This window comes from Microbacterium sp. NPDC090003, from assembly GCF_044748385.1.
Lineage (GTDB): Bacteria > Actinomycetota > Actinomycetes > Actinomycetales > Microbacteriaceae > Microbacterium.
Genome location: NZ_JBIVFW010000001.1, coordinates 736,039 through 750,294, shown reverse-complemented (window position 1 = coordinate 750,294; position 14,256 = coordinate 736,039). Strand labels below are relative to the sequence as shown.

The following is a 14,256-nucleotide window of genomic DNA, read 5'->3' as shown; positions in this document are numbered from 1 at the left end:
ATGTCGCGTGTGTGATTCCGCGCGACGAGAGCTGAATAGGGAGCCGTCATGGATATCGAACTGAGCCTGCTGCGTGGAATCGAGAAGGAGAAGGGGATCCCCTTCGACGAACTCGTCGCGATCATCGAGCAGGCGATCCTGACCGCCTACTCCAAGCACGTCTCGGCCGAGGGTGACCTTCCCGAGGGCGTGCGCGTCGACCTCGACCGCAAGACCGGTCATGTCGCCGTCCTGCAGGCGGTCTCCGACGACGAAGGCGCCATCATCGGCGAGGAGGACGCGACGCCGAGCGACTTCGGTCGCATCGCCGCATTCGCCGCCAAGCAGGTCATCAGCCAGCGCCTCCGCGACATCGCCGACGAAGCCGTGCTCGGTGAGTTCCGCGGCAAGGAGGGCGACATCGTCGCGGGTGTCATCCAGCAGGGACCGAACCCGCGGATGATCCATGTTGACCTCGGTTCGGTCGAAGCCATCCTCCCGCCCGAGGAGCAGGTTCCCGGCGAGGAATACGCGCACGGATCACGCATCCGCGTCTACGTGACGAGTGTGGCGAAGGGGCTGAAGGGTCCGCAGATCACGGTCTCGCGCACGCACCCCGGTCTTGTCCGCAAGCTCTTCGCACTCGAGGTCCCCGAGATCGCCGCCGGTCTCGTCGAGATCGTCTCCCTGGCCCGCGAGGCGGGGCACCGCTCGAAGATCGCGGTCAAGGCCAATGACCCGTCGATCAATGCCAAGGGAGCCTGCATCGGCGAACTCGGCCGCCGCGTGCGCGCCGTCACCGAGGAGCTGTCGGGGGAGAAGATCGACATCGTCGACCACGACCCGGAACTCGCGGCGTTCGTCGCGAACGCACTCTCCCCGGCGAAGGTGACGAGCTCGTTCATCCTCGACGCCACGACCAAGGCCGTGCGAGCCCTGGTCCCCGATTATCAGCTCTCGCTGGCGATCGGCAAGGAGGGGCAGAACGCCCGCCTCGCCGCCAAGCTCACGGGCGCCAAGATCGACATCCAGCCGGACAGCGTCCTGGACTGAGCGCCCACCGTCCGCTCGGCACGCGCCGTCCACGTGCCGAGCGAGAGGAAACGCAGGTGTAAGATGGAACCCGTACGAACGTGCGTCGGCTGTCGCACGCGTGCTCCCCGCTCCACCCTCCTCAGGGTGGTGTCCCAGAACGGAATCCTCATCATCGATGAGCGTGCCGTCCTGCCGGGGAGAGGCGCGTGGATGCATCCGTCGCAGGAATGCATGGCGTCCGCACTGCGGCGCCGCGCTTTCGGACGAGCACTCCGTGTGTCCACCGCTGTGGACACGCAGACCATCGAGAAACGGCTGAACGGCTATGGAAACAAAGTGAACGGCTCGAAATGAGACCCGTCCGCGACTAATGGTCTGCCCTGTCTGGGCAGACTGCCCCAGACAGGAGAATTGTGGCTGGTAAACCACGCGTACACGAGATCGCCGCCGAACTCGGCGTCGACAGCAAGGTCGCACTTGCAAAGCTGAAGGAACTCGGCGAATTCGTCAAGAGTCCCTCATCGACCATCGAACCGCCGGTGGCGCGCAAGCTGCGCGCGGCGATCGATGCCGACCCCTCGCTCAAGGCATCCGCCGAGCCCGCCGCGGCTGCGAGCCCCGCCGCCGCGAAGCCGGCAGCGGCCAAGCCTTCCGGCAAGTCGGCACCCACCCCGGGCCCCAAGCCCGGACCCAAGCCGGCTCCGGCCCCGGTCGTCGAGACGCCGGCTGCGGATGCTCCCGCGGCGGAGCCGTCCACGCCCGCCCCGGCCGCACCGGCGGCGCCGGCACCTGCCGCGCCCTCCGGTGACAGCGGTGCGCCCAAGCCCGGCGCTCCGCGCCCGGGCAACAACCCGTTCTCCTCGGCCCAGGGCATGGGACAGCGTCCCACCGGTCCGCGCCCGGGGAACAACCCCTTCGCCTCGGCGCAGGGTATGGGACAGCGCCCGACTCCGGGAAACATCCCGCGCCCGCAGGCTCCGCGCCCCGGTGCTCCGCGTCCGGGTGCTCCGCGTCCCGGCTCGCCCCGTCCCGGTGCCCCTCGAGGTGGCCAGGGCGGTCGTCCCGGCGCGCCGTTCCAGCAGCGTCCCGGTGGCCCCGGTCGTCCCGGTGGCGCCGGTGGACCCGGTGCAGGCCCCGGCGCACGTCCCGGTGGCGGCTTCGCCGGTCGTCCCGGTGGTGGCGGCGGTCGTGGCCGTGGTCCCGGCGGTGGTACCGCCGGTGCGTTCGGTAAGGGCGGCGGCAAGAGCAAGCAGCGCAAGTCGCGGCGGGCGAAGCGGCAAGAGTTCGAGATGCGGAGCGCCCCGGTCGTCGGCGGTGTCAACGTCACCCGTGGAAACGGGGAGATCATCCGCATGCGCCGTGGTGCGTCGATCGCGGACTTCGCCGACAAGATCGAGACGCTGACCGGTTACACGGTCCAGCCCGGAACCCTCGTCACGATCCTCTTCAACCTGGGTGAGATGGCCACTGCCACCGAGTCCCTGGACGAGGCCACGTTCGAGGTCCTCGGCGAGGAGCTCGGCTACAAGATCCAGATGGTCTCGCCCGAGGACGAGGACAAGGAGCTCCTGGAGGGCTTCGGTCTCGACCTCGAGAAGGAGCTGGAGGAGGAGAGCGAGGACGACCTCGAGATCCGTCCGCCGGTGGTCACCGTCATGGGCCACGTCGATCACGGTAAGACCCGACTGCTCGACGCGATCCGTCAGACCAATGTCATCGAGGGCGAAGCCGGCGGCATCACCCAGCACATCGGTGCCTACCAGGTGTGGACGGAGCACGAGGGCATCGAGCGTGCCATCACCTTCATCGACACCCCCGGCCATGAGGCCTTCACGGCCATGCGTGCCCGTGGTGCCCAGGTCACCGACCTCGCGATCCTCGTGGTCGCGGCCGACGACGGCATCATGCCGCAGACGGTCGAGGCGCTCAACCACGCCCAGGCGGCGAACGTGCCGATCGTGGTCGCGGTGAACAAGGTCGACAAGCCCGACGCCAACCCGTCGAAGGTGCGCCAGCAGCTCACCGAGTACGGCCTGGTCGCCGAGGAGTTCGGTGGCGACGTCATGTTCGTCGATGTCTCCGCGCGTGCCAACACCGGCATCCAGGAGCTCCTCGACGCCGTGCTGCTCACCGCGGACGCGGGCCTCGACCTCACCGCCAATCCGAACAAGGCTGCTCGCGGTGTCGCCATCGAGGCGAAGCTCGACAAGGGGCGCGGTTCGGTCGCGACGGTGCTCATCCAGTCGGGAACGCTCCGCGTCGGAGACGCGATCGTCGCCGGCACCGCCTACGGACGTGTGCGTGCGATGGCCGACGAGAACGGCGAGCAGGTCCTCGAGGCCTACCCGTCGCGTCCGGTCCAGGTGCAGGGTCTGAACTCGGTGCCTCGCGCCGGTGACGTGTTCATCGTCACCGAAGAGGACCGCATGGCCCGCCAAATCGCCGAGAAGCGTGAAGCGGTCGAGAGAAACGCCCAGCTGGCCAAGGCCCGCAAGCGCATCTCGCTCGAGGACTTCACCCGGGCACTCGAAGAGGGCAAGGTCGAGTCGCTCAACCTCATCATCAAGGGTGACGTCTCGGGTGCCGTCGAGGCGCTCGAGGAATCGCTGCTCAAGATCGAGGTCGACGACTCCGTCCAGCTGCGCATCATCCACCGGGGTGTGGGTGCGATCACCGAGTCCGACGTCAACCTCGCGACGATCGACAACGCGATCATCGTGGGCTTCAACGTCCGGCCCGACACGAAGGCGCGCGAGCGCGCCTCCCGCGAAGGCGTGGACATCCGGTTCTACTCGGTCATCTACAACGCGATCGACGAGATCGAGAACTCCCTCAAGGGAATGCTCAAGCCGGAGTACGAAGAGGTCCAGTCGGGTGTCGCCGAGATCCGCGAGGTGTTCCGCTCCTCGAAGTTCGGCAACATCGCCGGTGTCATCGTGCGATCGGGAACGATCACGCGAAACGCCAAGGCCCGCGTCATCCGCGACGGAGTCGTCCTCGCGGACGGCCTGGCGATCGAATCGCTGCGTCGCTTCAAGGATGACGTCACCGAGGTGCGTACGGACTACGAAGCCGGTATCGGCCTCGGCAAGTACAACGACATCCAGATCGGTGACGAGATCGAGACGACCGAGCTCGTCGAGAAGCCGCGTTCCTGAACGTAGGCTCGACAGAGTGGATGCCCCGACCCCGTCACCGGGGCGGGGCATCCGCATTCCCTCGTGAGACCGTCGGTGACGATCACCGGCGACAAGGAGAAGAGAAATGGCTGGAGAACGACAGGCTCGCCTCGCCGACCGGATCCGCGTGATCCTCGCCGAGCGGCTCGAGAAGGGGCTGCGCGACCCGCGGCTCGGCTTCGTGACGATCACCGATGTGCGCGTGAGCGGTGACCTCCAGCACGCGTCGGTGTTCTACACCGTGCTCGGCACCGAGGAGGAGCGCATCGCCAGCGGTGCGGCGTTGACCTCGGCGACCGGGATGCTCCGCAGCGAGGTCGGGCGACAGCTCAGCACTCGTCTGGTGCCGACGCTGGAGTTCATCCCGGACGCGCTCCCGGAGAACGCCGACCACATCACTGCGCTGCTGCGTCAGGCTCAGGAACGCGACGCGGAGGTGGCGAAGCTCGCTTCCTCGGCCTCGCACGCCGGCGACGCCGACCCGTACGTGCGTGCGGAGGACGACGACTCCGACCGTTGATCCCGCCTGCGCGGAGACGCGTTGGGTATATCGGTCGATGACCGTTGCGGTCGCGGTTCCTCTTGCTACCGTCGCACCGGATGAGAGACGACTCATCCGGTGCGAGGGGGTGCATCATCGACGGCACAGCGGTGTTCGGGGGTACGACTCACGCCTGGGCGACGGTCGGTCCGTTGCTCGGCGATCTGGTCGACGAACAGATCGGTTGTGCGCCGCACGTGTTGTCGCGGCTCATCGTCGATCTCAACGCGAATGCGCTCGCGATCCGTCAGGTGGTGGCCGCGTTGACGCGCGCACAGCGCCAGGGGCTGCTTCCGTTGCCGTCTCCTCTGCCGATGGTGCCCGCCGTCGACGAGGCCTTCCGAGGGTTGGATCTCTCGGCGCGTGATCGTGCCCTTCTGTTCGCGCTGGCGGTGACGCTGACCGACGAGTTGGAGCCGCTCCTGGACTTCGACGGTCGCACCGCCGAGGAGCTCGCGGCATCCGCGATCAGTGGGCATCTCGACCTGCATGCCGGGCGCATTGGCCTCCAGGACCGGCGACTCGCGATCTGGATATCCGCGGGCATGGGGTCGGGCGAGGCCGCCCGAGTGCACGCGCGTCTGCACGAGGTGTTCGCGCGGCGACGGCGCACGGTCGAGGCGGACTGGCATCGGGCGCGCGCGTCGCTGGAGACGGCCCCCGGATCCGCCCGCGAGCTCACACGTATCGCGAGGGGGCTGTCGGAAGCGGGGCACGCCGATCGCGCCCTGATGATCGCACGCGAGGCGGCCGCCCACGCGGTGGGGAGTGACCTCGACGAAGCCCGGATGGTCGCCGGCGCGGCCGCGATCGGCGGCGGGTACGCCCTCGAGGCCGCGGCCTGGCTGGGCACCCTGTTCCCGCACGGGACGGAGCGTTATCGCCTGCAGGGCCTCGCCGGACTGCTCATCGCGCAGGCGCACCTGCAGGGCTCGGTCCCCGAGATCGAGCTGGAGGCCCTGCGCCCGTCATCGGATGCACCGGAGGACTGGTACTCGATCGCTCGAGGAGCGGCGCTGGCCGTGCCCCTGTGCGCGGAGCGCGGTGATCGCCGAGGTATGCGCGCCTGGCGGGAGTCGCTGAGGTACGCGTCCGCCCGGGTCGGTGTCGAGTCGAAGCTGCGGGACCCCGCGGTCGCCCTCGCGTGGCTGCTCGTGGGGGAGTCCGAAGAAGACGATGCCGAGGGCACGGGCCCGGTGACGGGGGGCCTGATGCGCGCGCTCACGTCTGCTCTCGACGGACGGATCGACGTCGGTCTGCGCCTGCTCGCTCACGAAGACGCACTCGCCTCCGGTGTGGATCCGCTCGTGGAGGGATTCGAGCGCAGCCCACTCGTCGATGCCTACCGTGCGGTCGCGCATGCTCTGCTTCTCGTCTGGCGGGGTGACATGGGCGAGGCCCGCGAGCGTCTGCTCGAGGCATCCATGACGCTCCCGGTGAGCATGCCGTTCGCCGGACTGGGTGTGGTTCTCGCCCGCAGACTCGACCTCGCGGTGCTCGGAGAGCTCGGACCGTTCGCTCGTTCGCTGACCTATGCGCTGCCGTCGGCTCAGCGGATCGATCTGCTGGTGGATCAGGGCATCGAAGCGTTCCTCGACGGAGACTTCGACGGAGCTGCCGGCTTCGTCCGACTGTGGCGCGAGCTCGGGGCGCCGCAGACATCGTTCGCCGTTCCCGGGCTCGAGGAGATCCGCCCCGGGGGCGACGAGGAACCGGCCGTGCGTCTCATCGAGCCTCCGGAGGTCAGCCTCGCTCGGTCACTCCGCACCCGTGTCGCCACCGCTCCCGATGTGCGCTGGCACTCCGAGCGCGATGAGGTCTTGCGTGCGGCACGCACTCTGCGATCGCCGTTCGCGCGCGCTCGCATCGAGGCGATGCTCGGAACGCGTGCGGCGATCCGCGGCGAGGCGGTCCTCGCTCGCGAGCACCTGCGCACGGCGCTCAGCCTCTTCGAACTCTCGGGGGCTCACGCCTGGGCGCGATCGGTGGTGCGCCGGATCGAGACCCTCGAGGCCGATGACGCGTCCTCGGCGATCGATCCGCTGGCGGCGTGCCGGGCAGCGTGGTCGCAACAGCTCACCGCGCGCGAGCTCGAGGTCGCGATGCGGGCGGCGGCCGGCGCGAGCAACCGGGAGATCTCGGAGGCCCTCGTGGTGTCGGTGCGCACGGTCGAGGTGCACATCGGACGGGCGTTCGCGAAGCTCGGCGTACGCTCGCGCGTCGAGCTCACCGTGCTGGCGCACCGGACGAATCAGATGCTGTGAGAGGTCAGCGGGGGAGCGCGATCTCGCCGTTCCCGGCTTCGGCCAGACCATCCGCGATGAGCGAGTCGATCGCGCGATCTCGTTGCAAAGGATCCGGCCAGTCGGGCAGCAGATCCTCCAGTACGATGCCTGCGGGGGCGATCTCCCTGAGCACTCGCAGCGCGGCGCCGCGCGCCTGCCGATCCGATCCTTCGTAGGCGGCCTGCTTGCGACGGGTGTCCGCTGTCGCGGGGCTCCCCGCGGCGAGCCACGCGCAACGGTCGGCGATCGGGCACGCTTCGCAGACCGGCACGCGTGCGGTGCACACGGTGGCGCCGAGTTCCATGACGGCGGCGTTGAACACCGTGGCGGCGGAGTCGTCCACCGGCATCTGCGCCTCCATCAGGACGAGGTCGCGCCGGGAGGGAGGCCCGGGGTGCGCGACGCCGTCGACGGCGCGTGCGAGAACGCGGCGCGTGTTGGTGTCGACCACGGGATGACGGTCGCCGTAGGAGAAGACGGCGACCGCGCGGGCGGTGTAGTCGCCGATCCCGGTGAGCGAGAGCAGCGCGGGGACGTCTCGGGGGACCGTTCCGTCGTGCTCGCGAACCACCTCCGTCGCTGCCCGATGGAGCCAGAGCGCGCGGCGCGGATAGCCGAGGTTCGCCCATTGCTGCACGACCTCAGCGGGGGAGGCCGTGGCCATGTCCGCCGGCGTCGGCCAGCGCTCCAACCACGCATCGAGACGGGGGATCACGCGGGCGACGGGGGTCTGCTGCAGCATGAACTCGCTCACGAGCACACCCCATGCGCCGAAACGCTCGTGGAACTCGGGCCGACGCCAGGGCAGGTCGCGAGCCGCGGAGCGGTACCAGTCGATGACCGGCACGGCGATCGACCGGTCGCGGTTCTCGGGCATCTCCGGCATCCGACAAGCCTATTCGAGCCTCGATCGCGTGTTCGCCCGCGTGGCCGGGCACCGTAGGCTGGAGGGATGGTTCTGCCGGGCATCCTCCTCGTCGACAAGCCCGCAGGGCTGACCAGCCACGACGTGGTCGCGCGCACACGTCGTGCGTTCGGCACCCGCAAGGTCGGACACGCCGGGACGCTCGACCCGATGGCGACCGGTCTGCTCGTCATCGGCATCGAGGGTGCCACCCGGCTCCTCACCTACATCGTGGGCGCCACCAAGACCTATGAGGCGACCATCCGCCTCGGACAGGCCACGGGCACCGACGACGCCGACGGAGCGATCACGGCGTACGCAGACCCCTCCGCGTGGGCGGACGTGTCCGACGCCCGCATCGCCGCGGAGATCACGGCGTTGACCGGTGAGATCTCGCAGGTTCCCAGCGCGGTGTCCGCGATCAAGGTCGACGGTCGCCGCGCATACGATCGTGTCCGTGCGGGGGAGGAGGTCGTCCTCGCCGCGCGGACCGTCGTCGTCTCTCGCTTCGATGTCGTCGGCGACAGAGCGGGTGACGGCATCCGCGATCTGGATGTGATCGTCGACTGCTCGTCCGGGACGTACATCCGATCGCTGGCGCGCGACCTCGGAGCCGCGCTGGGCGTCGGCGGGCACCTCACCTCGCTGCGGCGCACCCGGGTCGGCTCGTTCGACGTGGCGGATGCCGTCGGCATCGACTCCCTCGAGGGAGCTCCGGTCCTCACCCCCGCGCAGGCCGCCGAGCTCATCCTGCCCGTCCTGTCCGTCTCCGGCGACGAAGCGCGGGATCTGCGCCACGGGAAGCGGCTCCCCGGTCAAGCCGGCCGGATCGATGCACCGCTGGTCGCCGCCATCGACGACGAAGGCGTTCTCGTCGGCGTCGTCGAGAGACGCGGGAGCGACCTCAAGAGCGCCATGAACATGCCGGAGAGTGCCCGATGATCCTGTGGTTCACGCTCGCCCAGATCGTGGTGGCGGTCGTCGCCGGAGCTTTCTGCGTCGTGGCGGGACTCGCCGGCCGCCGCCCGAGCGACTGGTCCGTCGGCGCCGTCGGCCTCGTCGAAGCGCTGCTGGTCGCCCAGGTGATCACCGCGATCGTCGCTCCGCTCGTGGGGAACCCGCCCACGGGGGACCTCCTCGAGTTCTGGGTCTATCTCGTCTCCGCCGTGCTCCTGCCGATCGGGGCCGTGCTCTGGGCGTTGATGGAGCGCAGCCGTTGGAGCACCGTCATCCTCGGAGTCGCCGCGCTGGCGATCGCGATCATGGTGTGGCGCATGCACGTCATCTGGACCGTGCAGATCGCGTAACCCGGCGCCGCACACGGACGTCGGTCCCCTCTGGCGCATCTAGGATGGAATGCGCTATGAGCACCACCGCCCCCACCACCAGGATGACCGGAATCGGTCGCGTCCTCGTGATCGTCTACGCCGTCATGGCGCTCGCGGCCACCGGCCGGAGCTTCGTGCAGATCTTCCGACGGTTCGACGAGGCTCCTCTCGCGTACTCGCTCTCGGCCGTCGCGGCCGTCGTCTACATCCTCGCGACGCTGGCGCTCGTCCTCGCGCGGCGGGGCGGCTGGTACACGGTCGCCTGGGTGGCGATCGTCTTCGAGCTCACGGGCGTTCTCGTGGTGGGCCTGCTCAGCATCCTCATTCCCGAGCAGTTCCAGCACGAGACCGTCTGGTCGCTCTTCGGACGCGGCTACCTCTTCATCCCGCTGGTCCTTCCGGTGTTCGGCATCTGGTGGCTGCGGACGAATCGGCCGGGCGCCGCACGGACGACGGTCGAGGTCGACGCGTGATCGTCTTCCGTGATCTCGCCGAGGTCCCGCCGGGGTTCGGCCCCAGCATCGTGGCGATCGGCAAGTTCGACGGGGTGCACGCCGGGCATCGTGCCGTGATCCGGCGGCTCGAGGAGCGAGCGGCCGAGACGGGCGCACGTTCCGTCGCCGTCACTTTCGATCGCAACCCGTTGGCGATCCTTCGACCGGATCGCTGCCCCGAGAACGTCGTGACCGTGGAGCGCAAACTCGAGCTCCTCGGCGAGCTCGGTCTCGACGCCACGTTGCTGCTCACCTTCGACGAGGCGATGGCTTCGCTCAGCGCCGAGGACTTCGTGACCGAGATCCTGGTCGCGGGTCTCGGGGTCTCGACCGTCCTGGTGGGCGAGGACTTCCGCTTCGGGAACCGCGGCGCGGGCACCCCCGACCTGCTGCGCGAGATGGGGCCGAGCCACGGGTTCACCGTCGAGGTGGTCGATGACGTGTACCTGCCCGGCTCCGAGCGACGGGTGTCGTCGACGTGGATCCGCGAGCTCCTCATCGCGGGCGATGTCACCGGCGCCGCACGCGTGCTCGGGCGCTCGCCCGATGTGCGAGGCGTCGTCGTGCACGGCCTCAAGCGGGGACGGGAGTTGGGATACCCGACCGCGAACCTGTCGGCCGTCGTCGATGCGTTCGTGCCGGCCGACGGCGTGTACGCAGGCTGGCTGATCGACCACGACACGGGCATCCGTCATCCTGCCGCGATCTCCGTCGGGACGAACCCGACCTTCGACGACGTGCTCGAGCGCCAGGTCGAGGCGCACGTGCTCGGCGAGACCGGTCTCGATCTCTACGGACACGACGTCACCGTCGAGTTCACCGAGCGCCTGCGCGGCATGGTCGCCTTCGAAGGCATCGAGAAGCTCACGGCGCAGATCGCCGCCGACGTGGCCGACGCGGAGCGTGTGCTGCGCGAGCGCACCGCCTGATCGGCCCGCCGCGCGTCGCCACGAGTGTTCCCCGCCCGGGATGGCGTAGAGTAGTCGCAGTCATCGTCGAATCTTCCGCGTCCTGCGCGCATCGGCGAGATGATCGATCTACTGTCCGCACGGTCCTGGCTCACGCCACACGCGGACAACAGAGCGCCGGAGCCCCTGGGGCGTTCCGGCCTTCACGCTCAGGAGGAGCATGCCGACCACGGCAACCGCCGCCACACGGCGCAAGAAGTCGTCCCGTCGCGATGACGAGGCGCCCCTCATCCCGATCCTCGCGCGCAAGGTGCGCGAGATCGAGGCGAAGTCCCAGCGCGGAAAGCTGGGACCGACCAACCGGGTCAAATTCCAGGTGATCGCGTTCCTGGTGCGCGAAGAGCGCGCCAGGGTCAAGGCGGATGCCGATATCGGCGATGCCGCGCGCACCGAGCTGCTCAAGCGGCTCGATGGCGTCGCGACCATCCTCGCCAAGACAGCGGCGCGAGACACGTCGCTCATCCAGCTGCTCGAAGCGGATCAGGCGACCTCTCCGGTCGCCAAGCGCATGCGACGCGACTGGCTGCTCGAGTCCGGCGCGGAGCTCGCTCCGGAGGAGCTGATCATCGCCGACGCCGCGCCGGTGCAGATCTCCGTCGTTCCCGCCGCGATCGCCGAGCGCCAGGTGACCCCGCCGTCGGTCGAGGCCCGTCAGCTCGCGAACCCGTTCCTCGCCCCCGATCTCACGCCGCGCGTGACCACCACCCCGCGCCGTCGCCTCGACGGCTGGGAACTGATGGGCCCGCTGTACAAGGCGTTCGAGACCGGTGCGGGCGGCTCGGCCGCCAGCATGGAGCTGCCTCCGGCACCCGAGTACGACCACATCTCGCCCAAGGGGCTCGAGGTGATGGTGCATCAGTCCCGCTTCCTCGAGGCGGTTCGCGACGGGCACCGCAGCTTCCTCCTGGCCGATGAGCCGGGTCTGGGCAAGACGGCGCAGTCGGTTCTCGCCGCGTCGGTCGCGGGTGCCTATCCGCTCCTGGTCGTGGTCCCGAACGTCGTGAAGATGAACTGGGCGCGCGAGGTCGAACGGTGGACGCCGCAGCGGCGTGCGACCGTGATCCAGGGAGACGGCGATGACATCGACGCCTTCGCCGACATCTTCATCGTCAACTACGAGATCCTCGACCGGCATCTCTCGTGGTTGTCGTCGATCGGACTGCGCGGAATGGTCGTCGACGAGGCGCACTTCATCAAGAACCTGTCATCGCAGCGCTCGCAGAACGTACTGTCGCTGGCCTCCCGCGTGCGCGAGCGTACGCCCGGCGGGAAGCCGCTCATGCTCGCCCTGACCGGTACGCCGCTGATCAACGACGTCGAGGACTTCGACGCGATCTGGCGGTTCCTCGGGTGGACCACGGGCGAGAAGCCCGGTCCGGAGCTCATGGAGAAGCTCGACGCGACGGGATTCACCCCGGCGGACAAGGCGTTCTACCCCGAGGCGCGCGACGCCGTCATCTCGATGGGTATCGTCCGTCGCAAGAAGAAGGACGTCGCCGCGGATCTGCCCGACAAGCTGATCGCCGATCTCCCCGTGCAGCTCGACGACGAGTTCGGTCGCAGCATCCGTCAGGCCGAGCGCGAGCTGGGGGAGCGTCTCGCCGCCCGGTACCGTCGGATCATCGAGGCGCGCGGTGATCGCGGCCTCGCGCCGGGCGAGATCGACGACGACATCGTGCGTCTCGTCGCGCAGAACGAGCTCGAGGAGTCGAAAGCCGCGGGAACCGGGGGTGACAACGTCTTCACCATGGTCCGGCGTATCGGCCAGGCCAAGGCATCGCTCGCCGCGGACTACGCGGCGCAGCTGCAGCGCTCGGTGGGCAAGGTCGTGTTCTTCGCGAAGCACATCGACGTGATGGATCAGGCGGAGGCGCATTTCGCCGCCGCGGGCATCCGCTCGGTCTCGATCCGTGGCGACCAGACGACAACGGTCCGCCAGCAGGCGATCGATGACTTCAACGGCGACCCCGAGGTCGGCATCGCGGTCTGCTCCCTCACGGCGGCGGGCGTCGGTCTCAACCTGCAGGCGGCGTCGAACGTCGTGCTCGCCGAGCTGTCATGGACGGCGGCCGAGCAGACGCAGGCCATCGACCGCGTACACCGCATCGGTCAGGACGAGCCGGTCACCGCGTGGCGCATCATCGCCGCGCACACGATCGACACGAAGATCGCCGAGCTCATCGATCAGAAGCAGGGCCTGGCCGCTCGAGCGCTCGACGGCGAAGCCATCGACGATGCGGCCGCCGAACCCGTGCAGCTCGGGGCGCTCATGCACCTGCTGCGGGAGACGCTGCACAGCGCCTGAAAGGAGTTAAGAATCGATTTTCTTGACCGCGATTCGAGCGCCGCGAAGGGCCATTCGGAGAAGTTGCTCCGAATGGCCCTTTTTCGTCGACAAGATCGTCGGTTTTCGACGTGCTCGAATGGCGCTCGATGGTCGCATGGCGCTAGTGTCGATCGCAGGCAGCGTCGCCTTTCCCCTTTCCTTCTCCCGAGCGTCTGAGGCACAGCATGAAGATCGGAATCCTGACGAGCGGTGGCGACTGCCCCGGACTCAACGCGGTGATCCGCGGCGTCGTGCTCAAGGGCACGACCACTTACGACATCGAGTTCGTCGGCATTCGCGACGGCTGGCGCGGGGTCGTCGACGGTGACTTCTTCCCGCTCACCCGTCACGAGGTCAAGGGGCTCTCCAAGGTCGGCGGAACGATCCTCGGCACCAGCCGGACGAACCCGTACGAGGGGCCGAGGGGCGGCGCCGAGAACATTGCGAAGACGCTCGCGGCACACAACATCGACGGCATCCTGGCCATCGGCGGGGAGGGCACGCTGGCAGCCGCCAACCGTCTCGCGAACGACGGCATCAACGTGATCGGCGTGCCGAAGACCATCGACAACGATCTGCGCGCGACCGACTACTCGTTCGGTTTCGACACCGCGGTGAACATCGCCACCGATGCCATGGACCGTCTGCGCACCACCGGCGATTCGCATCAGCGCTGCATGGTGGCCGAGGTCATGGGTCGCCATGTCGGCTGGATCGCACTGCATGCGGGTATGGCGGCCGGCGCGCACGTCATCTGCATCCCCGAGGTGCCCATGTCGATCGATGAGATCACCGCTCTCGTCTCGAGCGCACACGACCGCGGCCGTGCGCCTCTCGTCGTCGTCTCCGAGGGCTTCACGCTCACCGGCATGGACACCGCGTACAGCGACAAGGGGCTCGACGCGTTCAACCGCCCCCGGCTCGGTGGTATCAGCGAGGTACTGGCCCCCGAGATCGAGCGCATCACCGGTATCGAGACGCGTTCGACGGTGCTCGGGCACATTCAGCGCGGAGGGTCACCCTCCGGGTTCGACCGCGTCCTCGCCACACGCCTCGGCCTGCACGCGGCGGATTCGATCGTCGCGAAGTCCTGGGGCCGAATGGTCTCGCTCCGCGGCACCGACATCGTCGAGGTGCCGTTCGCCGAGGCGCTGGGAGAGCTGAACACGGTTCCCCGCAGCCGGTACGACGAGGCCGCAGCGCTCTTCGGTTGAGCG

At 68.8% G+C, this 14,256-nt stretch carries 12 protein-coding genes; 11 read left to right on the top strand and 1 reads right to left on the bottom strand.

Translation table 11 applies throughout. The features are described 5' to 3' along the window. The first annotated feature begins 48 nt into the window (after positions 1-48). The 5 genes from nusA to ACIPVN_RS03720 all read left to right on the top strand — a co-directional run bounded on the left by nusA (position 49) and on the right by ACIPVN_RS03720 (position 6,998). Positions 49-1,032, top strand: a complete 984-nt coding sequence (gene nusA / locus ACIPVN_RS03740; protein ID WP_400439633.1) for a transcription termination factor NusA — start codon at positions 49-51, stop codon at positions 1,030-1,032. 63 nt (positions 1,033-1,095) lie between these two features. Further along, positions 1,096-1,368, top strand: coding sequence for a YlxR family protein (locus tag ACIPVN_RS03735; RefSeq protein WP_400439629.1), 273 nt, complete (start codon positions 1,096-1,098; stop codon positions 1,366-1,368). A gap of 59 nt (positions 1,369-1,427) precedes the next feature. Then, positions 1,428-4,172: a translation initiation factor IF-2 gene (infB, locus tag ACIPVN_RS03730; RefSeq protein WP_400439626.1), complete on the top strand. Its 2,745-nt coding sequence runs from the start codon at positions 1,428-1,430 to the stop codon at positions 4,170-4,172. 106 nt (positions 4,173-4,278) lie between these two features. Next, positions 4,279-4,713, top strand: coding sequence for a 30S ribosome-binding factor RbfA (gene rbfA, locus ACIPVN_RS03725; RefSeq protein WP_400439623.1), 435 nt, complete (start codon positions 4,279-4,281; stop codon positions 4,711-4,713). A gap of 80 nt (positions 4,714-4,793) precedes the next feature. After that, complete coding sequence (locus ACIPVN_RS03720; RefSeq protein WP_400439620.1) at positions 4,794-6,998, top strand: LuxR C-terminal-related transcriptional regulator; 2,205 nt, start codon at positions 4,794-4,796, stop codon at positions 6,996-6,998. 4 nt (positions 6,999-7,002) lie between these two features. Here the strand turns inward: ACIPVN_RS03720 and ACIPVN_RS03715 are convergent, their stop codons facing one another. Further along, positions 7,003-7,905 (bottom strand): A/G-specific adenine glycosylase, encoded by a 903-nt coding sequence (locus ACIPVN_RS03715; RefSeq protein WP_400439617.1) that lies wholly within the window; start codon positions 7,903-7,905, stop codon positions 7,003-7,005. A gap of 66 nt (positions 7,906-7,971) precedes the next feature. Between ACIPVN_RS03715 and truB the strand changes: the two genes are divergently transcribed. The 6 genes from truB (at position 7,972) to ACIPVN_RS03685 (ending at position 14,253) form a co-directional block, all read left to right on the top strand. Beyond that, positions 7,972-8,865 carry a tRNA pseudouridine(55) synthase TruB gene (gene truB, locus ACIPVN_RS03710; protein ID WP_400439614.1) on the top strand — a complete coding sequence of 298 codons (894 nt, stop codon included), beginning with the start codon at positions 7,972-7,974 and terminating at the stop codon, positions 8,863-8,865. Then, positions 8,862-9,230: a hypothetical protein gene (locus ACIPVN_RS03705; RefSeq protein WP_400439611.1), complete on the top strand. Its 369-nt coding sequence runs from the start codon at positions 8,862-8,864 to the stop codon at positions 9,228-9,230. Before truB ends, ACIPVN_RS03705 begins: the two co-directional genes overlap by 4 nt. Positions 9,231-9,286: 56 nt before the next feature. Beyond that, positions 9,287-9,724 (top strand): hypothetical protein, encoded by a 438-nt coding sequence (locus ACIPVN_RS03700; protein WP_400439608.1) that lies wholly within the window; start codon positions 9,287-9,289, stop codon positions 9,722-9,724. Beyond that, positions 9,721-10,674, top strand: coding sequence for a bifunctional riboflavin kinase/FAD synthetase (locus ACIPVN_RS03695; protein ID WP_400439606.1), 954 nt, complete (start codon positions 9,721-9,723; stop codon positions 10,672-10,674). Before ACIPVN_RS03700 ends, ACIPVN_RS03695 begins: the two co-directional genes overlap by 4 nt. 199 nt (positions 10,675-10,873) lie before the next feature. Further along, a complete protein-coding gene (locus ACIPVN_RS03690) occupies positions 10,874-13,018 on the top strand; it encodes a DEAD/DEAH box helicase (protein ID WP_400439603.1) in 2,145 nt (714 codons plus the stop codon). 206 nt (positions 13,019-13,224) lie between these two features. Then, a complete protein-coding gene (locus tag ACIPVN_RS03685; protein ID WP_400439600.1) occupies positions 13,225-14,253 on the top strand; it encodes an ATP-dependent 6-phosphofructokinase in 1,029 nt (342 codons plus the stop codon). The last annotated feature ends 3 nt before the right edge of the window (positions 14,254-14,256 follow it).

Excerpts from the sequence above, each read along its gene's own strand:
- ACIPVN_RS03715 (WP_400439617.1), bottom strand. The coding sequence starts at position 7,905 with ATGCCGGAGATGCCCGAGAACCGCGACCGGTCGATCGCCGTGCCGGTC.
- truB (WP_400439614.1), top strand. The coding sequence starts at position 7,972 with ATGGTTCTGCCGGGCATCCTCCTCGTCGACAAGCCCGCAGGGCTGACC.
- ACIPVN_RS03700 (WP_400439608.1), top strand. The coding sequence starts at position 9,287 with ATGAGCACCACCGCCCCCACCACCAGGATGACCGGAATCGGTCGCGTC.
- ACIPVN_RS03685 (WP_400439600.1), top strand. The coding sequence starts at position 13,225 with ATGAAGATCGGAATCCTGACGAGCGGTGGCGACTGCCCCGGACTCAAC.
- ACIPVN_RS03720 (WP_400439620.1), top strand. The coding sequence starts at position 4,794 with ATGAGAGACGACTCATCCGGTGCGAGGGGGTGCATCATCGACGGCACA.
- ACIPVN_RS03690 (WP_400439603.1), top strand. The coding sequence starts at position 10,874 with ATGCCGACCACGGCAACCGCCGCCACACGGCGCAAGAAGTCGTCCCGT.
- ACIPVN_RS03705 (WP_400439611.1), top strand. The coding sequence starts at position 8,862 with ATGATCCTGTGGTTCACGCTCGCCCAGATCGTGGTGGCGGTCGTCGCC.
- ACIPVN_RS03735 (WP_400439629.1), top strand. The coding sequence starts at position 1,096 with ATGGAACCCGTACGAACGTGCGTCGGCTGTCGCACGCGTGCTCCCCGC.
- nusA (WP_400439633.1), top strand. The coding sequence starts at position 49 with ATGGATATCGAACTGAGCCTGCTGCGTGGAATCGAGAAGGAGAAGGGG.
- rbfA (WP_400439623.1), top strand. The coding sequence starts at position 4,279 with ATGGCTGGAGAACGACAGGCTCGCCTCGCCGACCGGATCCGCGTGATC.